Here is an 18827-nt window from a genome sequence, read left to right on the forward strand (position 1 = left end):
TCGACACCGACGTCCCGCCAAAGCCAAGAAGCAGAGTGATTCACATGAGCCTTCCTCTCCTCCAGAATTTTATTGACGGACGATTTGTTCCGGCAACCACCGATACCACGTTCGACGTCGTGGATCCTCGAACGGAACAAGTCGTGGCGCAGTGCCCGGTCTCGGGTTCCGCCGATGTCGACGCCGCCTACGACGCCGCCCTCAAGGCATTCGAGAGCTGGCGGCTGACAACGCCGGCGGAACGGCAGATGCTCCTGCTCCGGCTCGCCGACGCCCTGGAGGCCAACGCCGACCGTCTCGTCGAGGCTCAGCGCCGCAACACCGGTCAGCTCGCCGAGATGATCCGGGCGGAGGAAGTCGTGACAGGGGCCTCTCAGCTGCGGTTCTTCGCCGGGGCCGCCCGTCTCCAGTCGGGTGTCGCCTCGGGGGAGTACGCCGAGGGTCTGAACTCGCAGATTCGCCGCGAGCCCATCGGCGTCGTCGGGCAGATCGTCCCGTGGAACTACCCCTTCATGATGCTCATCTGGAAGGTCGGGCCCGCTCTGGCCGCAGGCAACACGGTGGTGCTCAAGCCGAGTGCCAACACGCCCGAGAGCGCCATCGTCTTCGCTGAGATCGCCAGTGAGATCCTCCCGCCAGGGGTCTTCAACCTGGTGCTCGGCACCGGGGAGACCGGGCGGCTCATGAGCTCCCACCCGGTGCCCGGGCTGGTCGCGCTCACAGGTTCAGTGCGCGCCGGCTCGGATCTCGCTGAACAGGCGGCCGGAAACGTGACTCGTGTTCACCTCGAGCTGGGAGGCAAGGCCCCTGCCGTCGTCTTCGCCGATGCCGACATCGAGGCGGCTGCCGAGGGCATCGCCGCCGCAGGGACGTTCAACGCCGGGCAGGACTGCACCGCCGCCACCCGCGTGCTGGTCGAGGCCTCGGTGGCCAAGGAGTTCACCGATGCGCTGGTGCGTCACGTCGAGTCCTTGCGGACCGGTCCGATTCCGGAGGAGGAGGCGTTCTACGGCCCTCTGAACAACGCCCGTCACTTTGCCTCCGTGCAGAAGATCGTTGAGGAGCGGCCCGCACACTCCCACCTGCTGACCGGTGGTCACCGCGTCGGCGAGAGCGGGTACTACTACGCGCCCACTGTCATCTCGGGGCTCAAGCAGGACGACGCGCTCGTGCAGCAGGAGGTCTTCGGGCCGGTCCTGACCGTTCAGGAGTTCTCCTCCGACGACGAGGCCCTGGCCCTGGCCAACGGTGTGGACTACGCCCTGTCCTCGTCCATCTGGACGACCGACCACCAGCGTGTCCTGCGATTCAGCAGGGACCTGGACTTCGGCTGCGTGTGGGTGAACTGCCACATCCCCCTCGTCGCGGAGATGCCGCACGGCGGCTTCAAACGGTCCGGCTACGGCAAGGACCTCTCCGTCTACGGCGTGGAGGACTACACGCGTATCAAGCACGTCATGAGTGCTCTGTGACCTCCCGGAAGCTAACAGGAGATCACCCCCATGCGCATTCTGACGGCTTTCACCAATTCGCTCGGCGGCAGAGACTCCTACCACCTGGGGGTATCTCTCGCTGAAGCGTTCTCGTGCCCACTCGATCTCGTCACCGTCGTCAAGGGCGGCGGAGGGCGCTACGTCCTTGATGTCACCGATCACGCCTTCCAGGACGTCGTTGCCACGCAGGTCGACGACTGGATGACGGAGATCATGGAGGAGCATCGGCCCCGTGTGCCGGTGAGCAAGTACCTGCGGTACAGCCTCTCCTTCCCCGAGGGCATCATTGCCTCGGCCGAGGAGCTCAAAGCCGACCTGCTCGTAGCCGGCGGGGGCCGTCACGGGGTCCTGGGACGAGTGTCCCTCGGCTCCGTGGGGCAGACCCTGCTCAACTCCTCGACAGTTCCGGTCGCCCTGTCCCCGCGCGGCATGAGGCACGCCCCTCTCGACGGGCTCTCACGCATCACGGTCATGCTGGGCGAGTCCGGCAGGTGGAGGGGAGTGCTCAGTAAGGCCAGGACCTTCGCAGACAGAGCCGGTGTCCCGTTGCGTCTCGTCACGGTGGCCACCGGGGACTCACAGGACACCGCGGAGATCGAGAAGCGGACCGAGGCCCTGCTCGCCGAGGTGCGCCTGGATCTCACCGGACTGGATGATCAGCGTGTCCAGATCGTTCACGCCCACTCCATGAGCGCCGCCGTGCTGGCCATGGAGTGGAATAGGAATGAGCTGGCCTTCCTGGGGTCGGCGCGCCTGGCCCAGAGCGGGCGCCTGTTCCTGGGGCCGGACGCCAACAAGATCCTGCGGGTCCTGCCGGTGCCGCTCGTCGCCGTCCCGGCTGATCCGGCCGACGTCGGAGGTGGAACATGAGCGCCGCGACCACCAGCTCTGGAGGCGGGCTGTCGAAGAAGGGACTGGCCGAGGGCTCTGTCGGTCTGCTCGGCGCCATCATCATCGGGGTGTCCTGCATCGCGCCCCCGTACACCCTCACCGGCGCGCTGGGGCCGACCGCCTCAGAGGTGGGCGAGCAGGTACCGGCGATCTTCCTCGTCGGATTCATCCCGATGCTCCTGGTCGCCTTCGGGTACCGAGAGCTCAATGCGGCGATGCCCGACTCGGGCACATCCTTCACCTGGGGGACGCGTGCCTTCGGTCCGTGGATCGGGTGGATGAACGGATGGGGGCTGATTGTGGCGACCGTCGTCGTCCTGTCGAACCTTGCGGCCATCGCCGTCGACTTCTTCTATCTGTTGCTCGCACAGGTGACTCGCAATTCCGCCATTGCGGATCTCTCCGACAACGTATGGGTCAATACCCTCACCTGCCTGGTCTTCATCACGCTGGCGACCTGGATCGCGTACCGCGATATGCAGACCACCCAGAAGCTCCAGTACTGGTTGGTGGGGTTTCAGCTGACGGTGTTCCTCGGCTTCGGCGCGGTGGCCATTTACCGCTACTTCACCGGAACCGCCGTCAATCCGACACCCGTGAAGCTCGAATGGTTCAATCCCTTCGCCGTCGACTCGCTGGGGACTTTCGTGGCGGGCGTGTCCCTGTCCTTGTTCATCTACTGGGGCTGGGACGTGTCGCTGACGGTCAATGAGGAGGCCGACGACGCCAGCTCCACTCCAGGGCGCGCCGCCGTGCTCACTGTCATGACAATTGTCTCGGTGTACATGTTCGTCACGATCGGATCCATGATGTTCGCCGGCCTGGGGGAGGATGGGATAGGACTGGGCAATCCTGCGATCCAGGACAATGTCTTCTTCGCCTTGGCCAGACCGGTTCTGGGGCCGTTCGCGATCCTCCTGTCGACGGCGGTGCTGGTCTCGTCCGCGGCGTCCTTGCAGTCCACCTTCGTCTCTCCCGCCCGCACCTTGCTGTCGATGGGATACTACGGGGCGATGCCGGAGAAACTCGGTGAGATCTCTCCGCGCTTCCTCACCCCTGGTCGCGCAACAGTCGTCTCGGCGATCGCCGCCTCGACCTTTTATACCCTGCTGCGCTTTGTATCCACCTCCGTCCTGTGGGACACGGTTCAGACCCTGGGGGCGATGATCGCCTTCTATTACGGGCTCACCGCCTTCGCCGCGGTATGGTACTTTCGAGGGAAATGGTTCTCCTCAGTGAGGAACTTCTTCTTCACGCTGGTCTCGCCGGGACTGGGAGGTCTCATCCTCTTCTCGCTCCTCGGCCTGACCCTGAAGGACTCCCTCGACCCGGAGTATGGGTCGGGATCGCAGGTCTTCGGCGTCGGTCTCGTCTTCGTCCTCACCCTCGCCCTCATTCTCCTGGGCGTGGTACTGATGCTTGTGCAGTACGTCCGAGCACCGGCCTTCTTCCGTGGGGAGGTGATCGCACGATCCGACGCTGTCACTGAGGAGATGAAGGTGGCGACTGTCTATGAAGACGGCGACGACGCCTACCCGCTCCGTGCTGCGTCGTGACCGCCGGTGAACCGGAGTGAACGCGCACACATGAAAACAGCTCCCTCCGCGCCAGGCCGGCGGAAGGAACTGAGAGGAAACACATTGTCATCGCATCGACGGACACAGCTGATCGATGCGCCGGTAATCAAACACACGATATGTGGACGCCAGGCCGGACCACGAAGGAGTGAGCAATGAGCATCAACATGGAGCGAGTCGCTGAGCTGACGGAGATCGAGTCCAAGCGCCTCAACGAACGGACCAAGGGATCCGGCGACATGTACAACCGCGCGAGGAACAGTCTCTCCGGCGGAGTCGCCTCCTCATACCAGCTGCGCGAGCCCTGGCCCATTTACCTCGAACGGGGGCAGGGGCCGAAGGTCTGGGATGTTGACGGCAACGAGATGTGGGACTTCCACAACGGCTTCGGGTCGATGCTTCAGGGGCATGCCCACCCGGTGATCGGTGAGGCCGTTCTGGAGCGGTACGGCAAGGGTACCCACTTCGCCGCCCCGACCGAGGACGCTCTGGCGGTGGCGGAGAACCTCTCGAGCAGGTGGGGGCTGCCGAAGTGGCGCTACACGAACTCGGGCTCGGAGTCCACGATGGATGCCATCCGCATCGCACGCGCCTACACCGGTCGCGACACGGTCATGAAGATCTTCGGCTCCTACCACGGGCACCACGACACCGTCATGGTCTCGATCGGCGTCGAGTACGACAAGATCGGTGACCGCGACAACCTGGCCTCCCTGCCCTACGGAGGCGGCATCCCCGACGCCACCGTCCAGATGACGGTGCCGGTTCCCTTCAACGATGCCGAGGCCATGGAACGCCGCATCGTCCGGCTGACCGATGAGGGTCGTAAACCCGCCTGCGTCATCATGGAGCCGGCCATGATGAACCTGGGTGTCGTGCTGCCGGAACCGGGTTACCTGGAGAAGGTTCGTGATATCACCCGGCGACACGGCGTCGTCCTGATCTTCGACGAGGTCAAGACCGGCCTGTGCATCGGTCCGGGTGGCGCCACCAAGCGCTTCGGAGTGACTCCCGACATGGTGACCATGGCCAAGGCCCTCGGTGCCGGTCTGCCCTCGGGCGCCATCGGAGGCACCGAGGAGGTCATGTCCGTCGTGGAGGACCACACCGTCTTCCAGGTCGGCACCTACAACGGCAACCCCCTGGCGATGGCCGCCGTTCGGGCCAACCTCGAGAAGGTCCTCACCCCGGAGGCCTACGCCCACCTCGACCACCTCAACGATCGCATTCTCGCGGGTTGCACGGAGGTCATTGAGCGCTACAACCTTCCGGGCTACGCGGTGGGCGTCGGCGGCAAGGGGTGCGTCACCTTCTCCCCCAAGAAGGTCGTCGACTACGAGTCCTTCAAGGAGCACCAGAACGCGGAGCTGTCCGAGCTCGCGTGGCTGTTCAACATGAACCGGGGGATCTTCATGACTCCGGGCCGCGAGGAGGAGTGGACCCTGTCAGTGACCCACACGGATGAGGCGATCGACGCCTACGTCAGCTGCTTCGAGGAGCTTGCCGAGGCGATCACCTCCAAGTGACGTCAGCACTCTCTGATCTCATGGGGGCCACCGAAGACGTCGGTGGCCCCCATGAATCGTGTCCTGCCCGCGGTGGCGCTCGGTGGCACTCAGCGGCGTTTCCAGGCGCGGATCCTCGTGCGGAAGGAGGTGAAGGGCGCCACCGTGTTGATGTGGATCCACTTGGCCACCGGCCAGGCCGACGGCGTCGAGGAGGCCCACGCCCGCTGCCCGGAGGTGAAGAGCTCCTCCCGACTCAGCGATGCCACGAGGGCGACGACGCCGTCGACCCTGTCCCGAAAGGCCTCCTGAAGCCGGGGCAGTGGGGCATCGTGCCATCGCTCGTAGAAGGTGCTGTAGAGGTCGCCGAGCCGGTTCCACCGGTAGCCGGGTGCGGGCGTGACCACCTCGCATCCGGCCTGCTCATCGCGTTCCCAGCCCAGCAGCAGTGCCATCCACCCCAGCTGGTAGGCGAGCATCTGCGCCGGCGTGCGGTCCACCCCGTCCTTGAGCGTGTGGAGTTCGGAGGCGGGGACGTCGTCGAACTCGGCGATGAACAGCTCAGCGCGCTTGCGGATCTCCGCGATGAGCTCCTCACCGGAGGCGTAGTCCTTCACGGCGGTCTCCTTCTTCGTCCTCGCTGGCCCGCCGGTGGCAGTCGGAGGCGTGCGATCGTAGGTTAACCCTCGCGGTCGTGCCCTTAACCTACGAACCCGAGACTTAACCTACGAACTCGCGGCCCCCAGCCCCGCCTAGTCCTGCGCCGTGACCCCGACGTCGGCCATCTTCCGCTCCGTCCACGGGGCGACGATGAACAGGATGATGGCCACGGCGACCGTCACGGCCCCCAGGCCGTAGTAGTAGGTGGAGTTTGCGATGTTCTCCGTCCTGGAGATGATGAAGCCGGCCAGCCCCTGACCAGTGGCCGTCGTCAGCAGCCACAGACTCATTGTCTGGGAGGCGAAGTTCTTGGGTGCCAGCGCCGACGTCGTGGACAGGCCCACTGGGGACAGGAAGAGCTCGGCGACGGTCTGGATGATGAAGACCACCGCCAGGAACCACCAGGGGGACAGCTTTGCGCCGCCCGGCCAGATCTGGAAGCCGTAGCCCAGGATGAAGGCCGATCCCCCGATGATGAGCACCGAGATCGCGAACTTCATGATGGTGGAGGGAAACCTGCCCGCCCGCCGGGTGAAGAGCCAGCCGATGAATGGTGCCAGGATGACGATCGTGGCGGGGTTGATGGACTGGTAGGTCTCGGGGGTGATGGCCCAGCCGAGCCACGGGATAGTGCCGTCGGTGTTGTCCTTGGCGAAGGTGGCCATCTTGCCGGCCGCCTGCTCGGAGATCATGAAGAACAGGACCGCCCCGATCCACAGGGGGATGTAGGCGCGCAGGTGCGTGCGCTCGCGGGCCGTGACCTTGGGGGAGCGGAACATGAGGACGAAGTAGCCCAGGGCGGCACCGGCCGGGATGATGAGCATGGTCGCGGAGATGGCGTCGAGCAGGCTGCCGGTCAGGGCGTTGAGGACCGAGACGAGTGCGGCCGCGGCCACCACGGTCAGGAGCGAGGCGAGTACGAAGCTCCGGCGCTCCTGGGGGCGGATGGGGTTGGGAACGGTGAAGGCGAAGGCGGAGAGCTTGTGTCGGCCGTAGATGAAGGCGATCAGGGCCACCCCCATGCCGACGGCGGCTGAGAAGAAGCCGGCGTGGTAGCCGTAGTGCTCACGCAGCCAGCCGGTCACCAGCGGAGACGCCAGTGATCCGAGGTTGACCGACATGTAGAACAGCTGGAAGCCGGCGTCGCGCCGAGGGTCGTCGTCATCGTAGAGACCCCCGACGATCGTGGACAGGTTCGGCTTGATGAAGCCGGTTCCGACGGCCACCAGCACGATCCCCGTCCAGGCGAGGGCGGGCGTGGGGATGGACAGGCAGATGTGGCCGGCCATGATGACGACGCCGCCGTAGAGGGTGGACAGCCACGGTCCGATGATGCGGTCGGCGAAGATGCCCCCGGGGATGGCCAGCAGGTAGACGGCCGCACTGTAGGAGGCCAGGATGACCTGCCCGGAGTTGGCGCTCAGGCCCAGGCCGCCGCGGGCCACGGTGTCGGTGATGAAGTACAGCAGGATGGCGCGCATGCCGTAGTAGGAGAAGCGTTCCCACATCTCCACGTTGAGCATCCAGGGCAGCCCGCGGGGGTGGCCGAACAGCCCCCGGTCCTCCTTCGACGGCGTCGTGCGCAGGGTGGCGGGTCGCCACCGACTGGCGATCATCCGACCAGTATCGAGATCGTCCTCGACGGGAGTCGGGGTCGTTGACATGAGACTCTCCCTTCCTGTGGTCAGGTGAGGCGTGCTGCCGGACCGTCAGTGTCCGGCATGAACCACAGGTACCCATGCACCCTACCCCGACCGTGAGGTGATTTTGGGAGAACGTGAAGGCGGCTGAGCGAAGCGGCCCATGAGGTCGGCGAGTCGGGGACGCTCAATGCCCCCTCTGGGACCCATCGGCGGCAGCCGCGCCTCGCGGTCGTAGGTTAGTCCGCGGGATCGTGCGCTGAACCTACGACTCCGAGGGCCAACCTACGAACTCGCGGCGCTCCAGGTGCGGCTCGTCCAGGCGCTCCTAGTCCTGCGCGGCGACCTCGACGTCGGCCATCTGCCGCTGCGTCCACGGGGCGACGGCGAACAGCACCAGGGCCATGAGCAGCGTGGCCACGCCCAGGCCGTAGTAGTAGGTGGCGTCGGAGGCGTCCTCGGTCTGGGCGATGACGAAGCCGGCCACGCCCTGCCCGGTGGCGACACTGAGCCACCACAGCCCCATCGCCTGGGAGGCGAAGCTCTTGGGGGCCAGGGCGGTCGTCGTGGCCAGGCCGACCGGGGTCAGGAAGAGCTCGGCGACGGTCTGGATGACGTAGACCAGCGCCAGGAACCACCAGGGGGACAGGTGCTCCCCACCCGGCCAGATCTGGAAGCCGTAGCCCAACATGAGCGCCGAGAGCCCCACGATGAGCACCGCGATGACGAACTTCATGATGGTGGAGGGGAACCGGCCCGCCCTCCGGGTGAACAGCATGCCGACCATCGGGGCCAGGATCACGATCGCCGCGGGGTTGACCGACTGGTAGGCCTCCGCGGTGATCGACCAGCCGAACAGGGGCAGCCGCAGATCCGTGTTGGAGTCGGCGAAGGTGGCCATCTTGCCGGCCGCCTGCTCGGTGATCATGAAGAACAGGACCGCGCCGATCCACAGGGGGATGTAGGCACGCAGGTGCGTGCGCTCGGGGGCGGAGACCTTCGGGGAACGGAACATGACCACGAAGTAGGCCACGGCCGCACCGACCGGCACGAGCAGGCCCGCCGTGGCGACGGTGGTCACCAGGTTTCCGGTGATCGCCTTCAGAGTGGCCACGACAGCGCCGACGGCGACCAGGACGCCGAGGGAGCCCAGCAGCAGTCGCCGGCGTTCCTCGGGGCGGATGGGGCTGGGGACGGTGAAGGCGAAGGCGGAGAGCTTGTGGCGACCGTAGATGAAGGCGCCCAGGGCGAAGGCCATGCCGATGGCGGCCGAGGAGAAGCCGGCGTGGTAGCCGTAGTGCTCGCGCAGCCAGCCGGTCAGCAGGGGAGAGGCGAAGGCGCCGACGTTGATGGACATGTAGAACAGCTGGAATCCGGCGTCGCGCCGGATGTCATCGTCGTCGTAGAGGCCGCCGACGATGGTCGTCAGGTTCGGTTTGATGAAGCCGGTGCCCACGGCCACCAGCACGATCCCCGTCCAGGAGGTCACGGTGCTGGGGATGGTCAGGCAGATGTGCCCGGCCATGATGACCACGCCGCCGTAGAGGGTGGACAGCCAGGGCCCGATGATGCGGTCGGCGAAGATGCCTCCGGGGATGGCCAGGAAGTAGACGGCCATGCCGTAGAGCGCGATGACGACCTGTCCGCTGGTCTCGCTCAGGCCCAGGCCGCCGCGGGCGACCGTGTCGGTGATGAAGTACAGCAGGATGGCGCGCATGCCGTAGTAGGAGAAGCGTTCCCACATCTCCACGTTGAGCATCCAGGGCAGTCCGCGGGGGTGGCCGAACAGCCCCCGGTCCTGCCTCGACGGCGTCGTGCGCAGGCTGCGGGGCCGCCACCGGCTGGAGATGAGGCGGCCGGGCTCGGTGAGCTCGTCCTCGCGCTCGTTGACCGCCGTCGTGGCGGCTGACATCGGGCCGGATGTCGAGTCTGACATCGGGCCTGACGTCGAATCGGACTCGGACTGTGCCATGGCGCTGTCCCTTCCTCGGGGCGGTGGCCACTCGGGGCCGGCCGCAGGGGTGATCCAGGGCGCCGGGTGCTCCGTCTGACACGAGGGGCACAGACCTGTCGCCGAGGTCAGAAGTGATGGTGCCCAGACCATAGCGCCCGGGCTGTTTCCGGCATGCTTCCGGTTCTTGGCCAGACGGCGGCGGCCCCGGAGAGGACCGCAGGGGGTCTCTTCTCCGGGGCCGCCGGGTGCCGCCGCACTGGGCGGATGACGGGTACTCCTCCGACGACGCGCGGAGGGGCAGGCCGGCAGGACTGCGCGGGCCGGGGCCCTCAGCGGGCCAGGGCGTCGGCTGCGGCCTTGACGTTCGGGCGCACCGGGGTCAGGCGGGTCAGCTGGGTGACGTGGCGCGGCTCGAGCTCGTCCAGGCTGGAGACCCCCAGGAGCTTCATGGTGCGGATGACCTCGTCGGAGAGGATCTCGATCATACGGTCCACGCCCTCGCGCCCGCCGGCCATGAGGCCGTAGAGGTAGGCGCGGCCCACGAGCCCGAACTTGGCGCCCAGGGCGACGGCGGCCACGACGTCGGCGCCGTTCATGATGCCGGTGTCCACCATGATCGTGGCGTCCTTGCCGACCTCTCGGACCACCTCGGGCAGGAGGCGGAAGGGGATGGGGGCGCGGTCGAGCTGACGCCCGCCGTGGTTGGACAGCAGGACGCCGTCGACGCCCAGGTCGATGAGGCGCTTGGAGTCCTCCACCGTCTGGACACCCTTGATGACGATCTTGCCCGGCCACATGGAGCGGATGACCTTGAGGTCCTCGTCGCTGATGGTGGGGTCCATGGCGTTGTCGAGCAGCTCGCCCACGGTGCCGCCGGTGGACTTCAGGGAGGCGAACTCCAGCTTGGGCGTGGTCAGGAAGTCGAACCACCACCACGGGCGGGGGATCGCGTTGAGGACGGTGCCGGCGGTGATCTGGGGCGGGATGGAGAAGCCGTTGCGCTTGTCGCGCAGGCGGGCCCCGGCCACGGGGGTGTCCACGGTGAACATGAGGGTGTCGAAGCCGGCGGCCGCGGCGCGCTCGACCAGCCCGTAGGAGATCTCGCGCTGGCGCATGACGTAGAGCTGGAACCAGTTGCGCCCGTGGGGGTTGGCGGCCTTGACGTCCTCGATGGAGGTGGTGCCCAGCGTGGACAGGGTGAAGGGGATCCCGGCGGCGCCGGCGGCCCCGGCCCCGGCGACCTCGCCCTCGGTCTGCATGAGGCGGGTGAAACCGGTGGGCGCGATGCCGAAGGGCATGGACGAGCGCCCGCCCAGGATTTCGCAGGAGGTGTCGACGTCGATGGCCGGGCGCAGGATGTCGGGGTGGAACTCGATGTCGCGGAAGGCCTGGCGGGCGCGGCGCAGGGAGACCTCACCCTCGGCGGCGCCGTCGGTGTAGTCGAAGGCCGCGGCCGGAGTGCGGCGCTTGGCGATCTTGCGCAGGTCCCAGGTGGTCAGTGCGGCGTCGAGGCGGCGACGCCTGGGGTTGAGCTCGGGCGTCTTGAAGTGGAGCAGCTCGAAGATCTCGCTCGGGTTGGGCAGCTGGCGCTTGACCATAGGAACCTCATCGGTGAGTCGGATTCTGGACGCTCCGCGCGGCGCGGAGTGCTCGTGGAGGCGGCCGGCCCCCATGGCCGGCACTGAGGCCTACGAACCACCTCATGCTATGGGACAAAGGTCACCGAAGCAAGGTTAGCCTAAGCAAGCCGTCTAACGGGAGGGAGAGATTTGCAATTTCTGTGCGGGGCCAGTCTCTCCGTCGCGGTGGCGTCTGCTCGACGGCGGGGACGACAGCGCAGGACGATGACGGGGCCGACAGCCCGGGCTAGGCCGCCCGGGTGTGGCCGGCCAGGGCGCGCAGACGCGCCCGCGCCCCTTGGCGTCGCAGGGCCTCGAGCTCCTCGACGAAGGTGCGTCGGAAGCGCTCGTTGGTCGCCAGGCCTCCGAAGATCCCCTCGTGGCAGATGAAGGCGGTGCCGTGGCCGGCCCGCTGCGCGGCCATCAGGTGCCTCAGCTCCTCGGCCAGAGGGTCGTCGACGACGATCGCCCCGCCGTTCTCGTCGTGGCCCTCCAATCCCAGCGCCCAGGCCGCCACCATCGCGGTGCCCAGACGGATCGGCCCGCCGGCGGTGAGGTTGTCGCGCACTGTGCCCAGGACGAACTTCGGCATCCGGCTGGAGGCGTCCTGTGCCAGGCGGGAGAGCGTGTCTGCGATCGCCTCGTTGGTGAAGCGCTTGAAGAGCGTGCTGATGTAGTCGTCCAGGTCGATCCCCGGCACCGAGCGCAGGGTGGCCCGCGCCTCGCGCTCAAGATAGGCCCTCACCCAGGTGGCGATGTCCGCATCGGCTGCGGCCTCGTGCGCGTACTTGATCCCCAGCAGCCGCCCCCAGTGGGCCAGCCCCTGGTGGGAGGCGTTGAGCAGACGCAGCTTCATGAGCTCGTAGGGGACGACGTCGTCGACCATCTGCACCCCGACCTCCTCCCACGGGGGCCGCCCGGCGGGGAAGTCGTCCTCGATCACCCACTGGGTGAAGGGTTCGCAGACCACCGGCCAGGCGTCCTCGACACCGAGTGCCCGTTGCAGCTCGGCGATGTCGGCCCGCGTGGTGCGCGGGGTGATGCGGTCCACCATGCAGCTGGGGAAGGCGACGTTCCCGTCGATCCAGTCCGCCAGCTCAGGGTCGCTCATCGCGGCCTGGGAGACCACCGCCGTGCGGGCCGCCTTCCCGTTACCGGGCAGGTTGTCGCAGCTCATGATCGTCAGTGGAGCGATCCCCGCCTCCCGACGACGCCTCAGCGCCTCAACGATGTAGCCGAAGGCCGTCGTCGGCTCGCCCGGGTGCTCGGCGTCGTGGACGGCCCCGGGGCTGAAGGTGCGGAACTCGCCGGTGGCATCGTCAACGTTGTAGCCGCCCTCGGTGACCGTCAGCGAGACGATCCGGGTGGTCGGCGCGCTCAGGAGGGCCAGGACCGCCTCCGGGTCGTCGGGGGCGAGACGGTAGTCGTGAATGGAGCCGATGACCGCTGGATCGCGCAGCCCACCGGGATGCTTGAGCACCAGGGTGTAGAGGTGGTCCTGGCTCTCCAGCACGTCACGCATCCGGGCGTCCCCGGGCAGTAGGCCGACGCCGCAGATCCCCCACTCCAGGCAGGATCCGCCCGCTGCGGCGGCTGCTCCACCGCCGGGCCCGGACCCGGCGCGCCGGCGCATGAGCCTGTCGAGGTAGGCGGCCTCGTGGGCGCGGTGAAAGCCGCCCACGCCGATGTGGACGATCCCGGTGGTCATGGCGGAGCGGTCGTAGGCGGGGGCCAGGGGCGACTCAGTCAGTGAGATGGTCAAGAAGAGGTCCTTTCCGCGCTGCCGCCAGTCGCCCTCAGTCAACCGGGCCTCCTTGGAAATCCGGTGGGCGTCCACTCCGGGAGGCCTCAGCGGAACGGTCCGCCCCTCGCCCTGATCCCTGTGAAACTCTTGCGGGAGCAGGGAAGAGACGACAAGACTCCGCGCCGCCCGAGCAGTGAGCAATCGGGCGACGCGGAGTGAGAGCGGTCTTGATGAACCTCAGTGGGCGATGACGACGCGCAGGTTGCGCGGGCCGTGCACGCCGTTGACACGCACCAGCTCGATGTCGCTGGTGGCCGAGCCGCCGGCGATCCACGTCATCGGGCGCGTGGGGTGCTTGCCCAGGACGTCGACGGCCTGCGGCACCGTCGGCATGATCGTCTCGCGCTCCAGAACCACGACGTGCTTGTCCGGCACCAGCGAGATGGCCCGGCGGCCCTGGTCCGGCTCGCCGTCGAGGACGATCGTCCCCGAGATCGAGATGCCCACACGCGAGCAGGTCAGCACGGCGTCGATCTCATTGAGGTCGAGGGTGGCGATGGCCTCCTCGCGGGAGTCCTCCACCACGGCGCGGCCGCCCCGGGCCGCCGCCTTCTTGTAGTCCTCGGGCAGCCCGGCGGGGACGACGACGGAGCGCGCCTCACCGAGCATCTCGTCGATGGCATCCAGGATCGCCGCGTCCTTAGGGGCGACGATGACCTCGGCCGAGTAGTCCTCAAGCTTCTCGATCATCTCATCAACCACGGGCTTGGAGCCGGGGGGATTCTCCCCGGAGCGGATGTAGTTGCGCGGGATCGGCCCCACCGGTCGGGTCTGGGACCGCGAGATCGCGTCGCGGGCGCGGGCCAGGATCGCGGACTTCGCATCCATCACAGCTCCTCCTCGCTGGTCGAGCCGGCCGGGGCCTGGGAGGCGGATGCCTCCGGGGCGATCGGCTCAGGGTTGTTGATGGCCGAGCGTGCGTCCAGCGCGGCCGGGGTGGGCTCGCCGTCGGCGCTCGCGCTGCCGGACACCGGCTTGCCAGAAAGCGGGGGCGGGTCGGCCGGGAAGCCGTCCGCGTGACCACGGCCGCTCTGGGCGCCGGCGACCTGGCTCAGCGGAGTCTCACCCTCGGGGTGAGTGCGCTTCCACCACTGGCGGAAGGTCTCCGAAGGAGCCACCGGCAGGTCGCGCGCCCCGGTCCACAGCGAGGCCGGGAAGGGCAGGGCACCGATCTTGCCTTCCTTGCCGCCCAGCAGCGCCGAGGCCTTGACCGTCTGCGAGGCGGCGGCCCACAGCGAGCTCTTCGACATCACCGGGGCCGAGACGTTCATGGCCACATCCCACACGTCCGGCACCGCGCGGCGCTTGACGTCCACGGAGCGGGCCCGCAGGTGGATGAGGATCGTGGGGATGTCGATCTTGACCGGGCACACCTCGCCGCAGGCCCCGCACAGGGAGGAGGCGAAGGGCAGGGTGTGGACCGGGTCGTCGTCGGCCAGCCCCTGAGTGAGCTGAGGCGTGATGATCGAGCCGATCGGGCCGGGGTAGACCGAGCCGTAGGCGTGCCCACCGGTGTGCTGGTAGACGGGGCAGATGTTCATGCACGATCCGCAGCGGATGCAGGCCAGGGCCTGGCGGCCCACCGGGTCGGCCAGGGTCTTGGTACGCCCGTTGTCCATGAGCACCAGGTGGAACTCCTTGGGGCCGTCGCCCTCGGTGACACCGGTCCACATGGAGGTGTAGGGGTTCATGCGCTCACCGGTGGCCGAGCGCGGCAGGAGCTGGGAGAAGATCTCCACGTCCTGGAAGCGGGGCACCAGCTTCTCGATGCCCATGAGGGTGATGAGCGTGTCCGGCAGGGTCAGGCACATGCGCCCGTTGCCCTCGGACTCGTAGATCGAGACCGTGCCGGTCTCGGCCACACCCATGTTCGTGCCGGAGACGGCCACCGAGGCGTGCAGGAACTTGTTGCGCAGGTGCGAGCGGGCCGCGGCCGTGAGCTCCTTGGGGTCGTCGGAGAGGTCCTCCGGGGCGTCCTCCATGCGGTCCAGGAAGATGCCTCGCACCTCGGAGCGGTTGCGGTGGATGGCGGGCACCACGATGTGCGAGGGCATGTCGTCGGCCAGCTGGACGATCATCTCGGCCAGGTCCGTCTCGTGGGCGGTGATGCCCCGGTCGGCCAGGTACTCGTTGAGGTTCGTCTCCTGGGTGGCCATCGACTTGACCTTGACGATGTCGTCGACGCCCTTGGAGGCGATGATGTCGGTGATGATCCGGTTGGCCTCGGCGGCGTCACGCGCCCAGTGGACGATGCCGCCGCGGGCGGTCACGTTGGCCTCGAACTGCTCCAGCAGCTCGGGCAGGCGCGAGGCCACCTCGAACTTGACGGCCTCGGCGGCGTTGCGCAGGTCCTCCCAGTCGGGCATCTCGGATACGCGGTCGGCGCGCTTGGAGCGGATGGTGCGCGTGGCGTGGCCCAGGTTGCGGCGCATCTGGGTGTTGGCCAGCGTCTTGTGCGCGCCCTCGGGGAAGGTGTGTCCCCAGCGCAGCGTGTCCTCGGGCTGCTCGACCTCGGTGCGCCACCCGCCCGTGTGGGGCATACCGAGAAATACCTGTGTCATCGTGCCACCGCCTGTGTGTGCTGAGAGTTACCGGTGTGCTGGACGTGCTTGGGGGCGAAGGAGATGTTGCCCTCGAAGGGCGCGTCCTTGGTGGAGGCCAGAATCTCGGCCAGGTGCATGATGCGCACCCCGGAGTTGACACGGGACAGGCCACCGCCGATGTGCATGAGGCAGGAGTAGTCACCGGCGCACAGGACCTCGGCGCGCGTGGACATCACGTTGCTCATCTTGTCGGCGAGCATCGCGGTGGAGGTCTCGGAGTTCTTCATGGAGAAGGTGCCGCCGAACCCGCAGCAGACCTCGGCGTCGGGCAGGTCGATGAGGGTGAGGGCCTCGACGGCCTTGAGGAGGCGGTAGGGGCGGTCGGCGACCTTGGCGACGCGCAGCGAGTGGCAGGTGGGGTGGTAGGTGACCGTGTGCGGGAAGTAGGCGCCCACGTCCTCGGTGCCCAGGACATCGATGAGCAGCTCGGTCAGGTCGTAGGTGTGCGCGGCGATCTGCTCGACCCGCTTGGCCAGGGCCGTGTCGCCCACGTGCTCGGCCACGAGGCCCTGCTCGTGGCGGGCCGCGCCGGTGCACGAGCCCGAGGGGATGACGATGGCGTCCCACTCGCCGTCGAGCACGGGGGAGAAGGTCTCCACGTGGTTGCGGGTGATCTTGGCGGCCTGCTTGAAGTAGCCGGTGTTGGCGTGCATCTGGCCGCAGCAGACCTGTCCCTCGGGGAAGCAGACCTGGTGGCCGAGCCGCTCCAGGATGGTGACGGTTGCCTGCGCTGCCTGCGGGAACATGGTGTCCGCAAGACAGGTGGCGAAAAGGGCGATTCGCACGATATGCCTCCACGACGTCGTAGCTGAGACTTCACGAGGACCGCCCGGACTCACCTGCCTCGAAGCAGGATGTGATGCGGCCTCGGCTGCGTCTCAGGCTACGGCCCGGAGGTGGTGCTCGTCTGACAACGACGGACTCCCGGTCGGTTGGTTCCGCTCTCTGAGACAGGTTTTCCGTTGAGGTGGCGCCGATCTGTGAGGGGTGAGGGTGGGCTGAGCAGGGGATGGCCGCGGCGTGTGGGAGGTAAGTCCTAGAAGCGGATTGCGTCATGCATTACTGCCCTTATCTGCGATGGGCTTCGAACAGCCCTCGGTAGGAGTGTGGCCGACGCCGTCGAGAACGCACTTGTGCTGCGAGAACGTACTTTCGCGGCGAGGACTGCGCTTGCCTCCAGAATGCGAGTGCCGGCGCGCAGTCGTCGGTGGGAGAACGCAGTCCTCGGCTGGGAAGTACGTCCCCGATCCGACGTCGGGGCTCGGGCTTAGCCCTTCAACCTCACGTGTGTCAGTGCGGTGGCGGCGACGGGCTCAGCCGGCGGACCAGGCCCCGACCTCGAGCTGGCCGTGACTGTTGGAGCCAGTGGCCACGACGCCGCCGTCGGCGCGTAGGCCCACGGTGTGGGCCGCGCCCGCCGCAATGGCCACGATGTCGCGCCAACGGCCCACATCGCACTGACCGGCCTCCGATTTGCCCGCTGCGACGACCGTCCCGTCGGCCCTGAGTCCGACGCTGTGATAGCTGCCCGCGGCCACGGCGGTGATAGTGGACCAGCGCTCGATCCCGGCCCAGAGCTCCGGACGTCCGGCCGCGAGAACAGTGCCGTTCTCCAGCAGCCCCAGAGTGTGGAGGTAGCCCGCGGAGACCGCGCGCACTCGGTGCCAGTCCTGCACCTCGCACTGGCCGGCGGCGTTGTTGCCGGCTGCGCAGACGCTCCCGTCGGCACGAACGGCCACCGTGTGCCAGTCGCCGCAGCTGATACCGGTGATCTCGCGCCAGTGGTCAACCTGCCGTTGTCCCTCGACGTCGCGGCCGGTGGTCACCAGCGTCCCGTCGATGCGCAGTCCTGCGCTGGATCTCCATCCTGCGGCGACGGCGACGACGTCCCGCCAGTCCCGGACGTCGCACTGCCCCTGCGCGTTCCAACCGCAGGCCAGCACTGTTCCGTCGTCGCACAGGCCCAGGGTGTGAGACCGGCCGGTGTTGGCGGCCACATGGACACTGCCCGCCGCCACGGAGATGACGCCTCGCCACTGCGAGACCCGGCACTCTCCGGCACCGTCCGCTCCGACGGCGACCACCCGTCCGTCGCGGAGACATCGGACGGTGTGCCTGCGTCCAGCAGCCAAAGGAGCATGAGTCATCACGAAGTCCTCCTTCGTTCCCATCCCAGCAGAACCGCCCCGCTTTCGCCACCGACGCCGTCGTCGAGAACGCACTTGTGCTGCGAGGACGTACTTTCGCGGCGAGGACTGCGCTTGCCTCCAGAATGCGCGTGCCGGGGCGCAGTCGCCGGTGGGAGAACGCAGTCCTCGGCTGGGAAGTACGTCCCCGATCCGACGTCGGAGGCTGAGCACACGCACTGCGCCCCCGGAGTCGCGAAGGATCCGGGGGCGCCGTCTGTAGGAGTCAGGCTCGAGCGGCCTCAGACGCCCGGCCCTCTGGGCGGCGGTGGCCTGCAGGTTGGCGAACAGAGCCCCGCGCTTGTTGCCGAGTCGGATCCTGCGAGGCATGTGAGACCCACGGAACCTGCGACGGTGCCGTCGGCGACTGCGTGAGATGCACAAGCCCCAGAGGGAATGTGCAGCTGCTCGGCCCGCAACTGCGTGAGGGCCGAGCTCAGGATGTCAGTGCTGGCTGGCATGATTGGGGCGCCTCTCTTCGGCTCCTTCCCCCGGAACACGCGCAGTGTCCTGGTCGGGGAGGAGAGGAGCTGGGAAGGAGGTGAGGGCCGTGTCCAAGCCGAAAGGCCGGAACGCGAAAGTCCGCCGGGGCAAGGTAACGGCCCGGAAGGTGAGCGACGTTTTGACCTCTATCGCTCGCCTGATCCGGGCCGTTGGTGTCCTGGTGGATGCCCTGAGCAAGTGGTTCAGCTGAGGCTGACTGCTTGCTAGGGGAGTCGCCCGGCTAGTACCCGGGTGGCTCCCTGCCATTATGGTCGGCGCCGCTCCTCCCTGTCCACATGACGACGAGACTCATCAGAAACGCCCGCGGAGGAGGCCCGGTGCCTCACGGAGAACTGCCCGCGACGCCCGTGGACCGTGCCAGGCTCAGGCGAGGGATCAGGTCCCGGCCTCG

At 67.6% G+C, this 18827-nt stretch carries 13 protein-coding genes; 4 read left to right on the forward strand and 9 right to left on the reverse strand.

Annotated features, from left to right (window positions below):
* The first annotated feature begins 44 nt into the window (after positions 1-44).
* From AB7V09_RS04140 to AB7V09_RS04155, 4 genes are all read left to right on the forward strand, one after another.
* The gene (locus AB7V09_RS04140) at positions 45-1472 is read left to right on the forward strand and encodes an aminobutyraldehyde dehydrogenase (protein ID WP_419143020.1); all 1428 of its coding nucleotides are present in this window, start codon (positions 45-47) and stop codon (positions 1470-1472) included.
* A 30-nt stretch (positions 1473-1502) separates the two neighbouring features.
* Positions 1503-2363, forward strand: a complete 861-nt coding sequence (locus tag AB7V09_RS04145) for a universal stress protein (RefSeq protein ID WP_419143021.1) — start codon at positions 1503-1505, stop codon at positions 2361-2363.
* The gene (locus tag AB7V09_RS04150; RefSeq protein WP_419143022.1) at positions 2360-3940 is read left to right on the forward strand and encodes an APC family permease; all 1581 of its coding nucleotides are present in this window, start codon (positions 2360-2362) and stop codon (positions 3938-3940) included. Before AB7V09_RS04145 ends, AB7V09_RS04150 begins: the two co-directional genes overlap by 4 nt.
* Positions 3941-4116: 176 nt before the next feature.
* The gene (locus tag AB7V09_RS04155) at positions 4117-5487 is read left to right on the forward strand and encodes an aspartate aminotransferase family protein (RefSeq protein WP_419143023.1); all 1371 of its coding nucleotides are present in this window, start codon (positions 4117-4119) and stop codon (positions 5485-5487) included.
* Positions 5488-5576: 89 nt separating this feature from the next.
* On the opposite strand, the gene AB7V09_RS04160 is transcribed toward AB7V09_RS04155, so the two are convergent.
* The 9 genes from AB7V09_RS04160 to AB7V09_RS04200 form a co-directional block, all read right to left on the reverse strand.
* Positions 5577-6083, reverse strand: coding sequence for a ClbS/DfsB family four-helix bundle protein (locus tag AB7V09_RS04160; protein WP_419143024.1), 507 nt, complete (start codon positions 6081-6083; stop codon positions 5577-5579).
* Positions 6084-6218: 135 nt separating this feature from the next.
* Positions 6219-7790 (reverse strand): peptide MFS transporter, encoded by a 1572-nt coding sequence (locus tag AB7V09_RS04165; protein WP_419143025.1) that lies wholly within the window; start codon positions 7788-7790, stop codon positions 6219-6221.
* A 304-nt stretch (positions 7791-8094) separates the two neighbouring features.
* A complete protein-coding gene (locus AB7V09_RS04170) occupies positions 8095-9678 on the reverse strand; it encodes a peptide MFS transporter (protein WP_419143026.1) in 1584 nt (527 codons plus the stop codon).
* A 371-nt stretch (positions 9679-10049) separates the two neighbouring features.
* Entirely contained in the window at positions 10050-11318 is a 1269-nt protein-coding gene (locus AB7V09_RS04175) for an alpha-hydroxy acid oxidase (RefSeq protein ID WP_009406137.1), read from the reverse strand.
* Positions 11319-11586: 268 nt separating this feature from the next.
* A complete protein-coding gene (locus AB7V09_RS04180; protein WP_419143060.1) occupies positions 11587-13047 on the reverse strand; it encodes a mannitol dehydrogenase family protein in 1461 nt (486 codons plus the stop codon).
* A gap of 273 nt (positions 13048-13320) precedes the next feature.
* Positions 13321-13971 carry a LutC/YkgG family protein gene (locus AB7V09_RS04185; RefSeq protein ID WP_419143027.1) on the reverse strand — a complete coding sequence of 217 codons (651 nt, stop codon included), beginning with the start codon at positions 13969-13971 and terminating at the stop codon, positions 13321-13323.
* Positions 13971-15704, reverse strand: a complete 1734-nt coding sequence (locus tag AB7V09_RS04190) for a LutB/LldF family L-lactate oxidation iron-sulfur protein (protein ID WP_419143028.1) — start codon at positions 15702-15704, stop codon at positions 13971-13973. The genes AB7V09_RS04185 and AB7V09_RS04190 overlap by 1 nt, the downstream gene beginning before the upstream one ends.
* The gene (locus AB7V09_RS04195; RefSeq protein WP_003789184.1) at positions 15701-16531 is read right to left on the reverse strand and encodes a (Fe-S)-binding protein; all 831 of its coding nucleotides are present in this window, start codon (positions 16529-16531) and stop codon (positions 15701-15703) included. The genes AB7V09_RS04190 and AB7V09_RS04195 overlap by 4 nt, the downstream gene beginning before the upstream one ends.
* Positions 16532-17059: 528 nt before the next feature.
* On the reverse strand, positions 17060-17893 hold the full coding sequence (locus AB7V09_RS04200) for an RCC1 domain-containing protein (RefSeq protein WP_419143029.1): 834 nt from the start codon (positions 17891-17893) through the stop codon (positions 17060-17062).
* Positions 17894-18827: the final 934 nt, after the last annotated feature.

Source organism: Actinomyces sp. SKVG-SVH-4(1), from assembly GCF_048514265.1.
Classification (GTDB): domain Bacteria; phylum Actinomycetota; class Actinomycetes; order Actinomycetales; family Actinomycetaceae; genus Actinomyces; species Actinomyces oris.

What these genes read in the sequence shown, in the direction of transcription:
- AB7V09_RS04155 (WP_419143023.1), top strand. Translation starts at nt 4,117, where the DNA reads ATGAGCATCAACATGGAGCGAGTCGCTGAGCTGACGGAGATCGAGTCC.
- AB7V09_RS04165 (WP_419143025.1), bottom strand. Translation starts at nt 7,790, where the DNA reads ATGTCAACGACCCCGACTCCCGTCGAGGACGATCTCGATACTGGTCGG.
- AB7V09_RS04170 (WP_419143026.1), bottom strand. Translation starts at nt 9,678, where the DNA reads ATGTCAGCCGCCACGACGGCGGTCAACGAGCGCGAGGACGAGCTCACC.
- AB7V09_RS04200 (WP_419143029.1), bottom strand. Translation starts at nt 17,893, where the DNA reads ATGACTCATGCTCCTTTGGCTGCTGGACGCAGGCACACCGTCCGATGT.
- AB7V09_RS04150 (WP_419143022.1), top strand. Translation starts at nt 2,360, where the DNA reads ATGAGCGCCGCGACCACCAGCTCTGGAGGCGGGCTGTCGAAGAAGGGA.
- AB7V09_RS04190 (WP_419143028.1), bottom strand. Translation starts at nt 15,704, where the DNA reads ATGACACAGGTATTTCTCGGTATGCCCCACACGGGCGGGTGGCGCACC.
- AB7V09_RS04185 (WP_419143027.1), bottom strand. Translation starts at nt 13,971, where the DNA reads ATGGATGCGAAGTCCGCGATCCTGGCCCGCGCCCGCGACGCGATCTCG.
- AB7V09_RS04180 (WP_419143060.1), bottom strand. Translation starts at nt 13,047, where the DNA reads ATGACCACCGGGATCGTCCACATCGGCGTGGGCGGCTTTCACCGCGCC.
- AB7V09_RS04175 (WP_009406137.1), bottom strand. Translation starts at nt 11,318, where the DNA reads ATGGTCAAGCGCCAGCTGCCCAACCCGAGCGAGATCTTCGAGCTGCTC.
- AB7V09_RS04145 (WP_419143021.1), top strand. Translation starts at nt 1,503, where the DNA reads ATGCGCATTCTGACGGCTTTCACCAATTCGCTCGGCGGCAGAGACTCC.
- AB7V09_RS04140 (WP_419143020.1), top strand. Translation starts at nt 45, where the DNA reads ATGAGCCTTCCTCTCCTCCAGAATTTTATTGACGGACGATTTGTTCCG.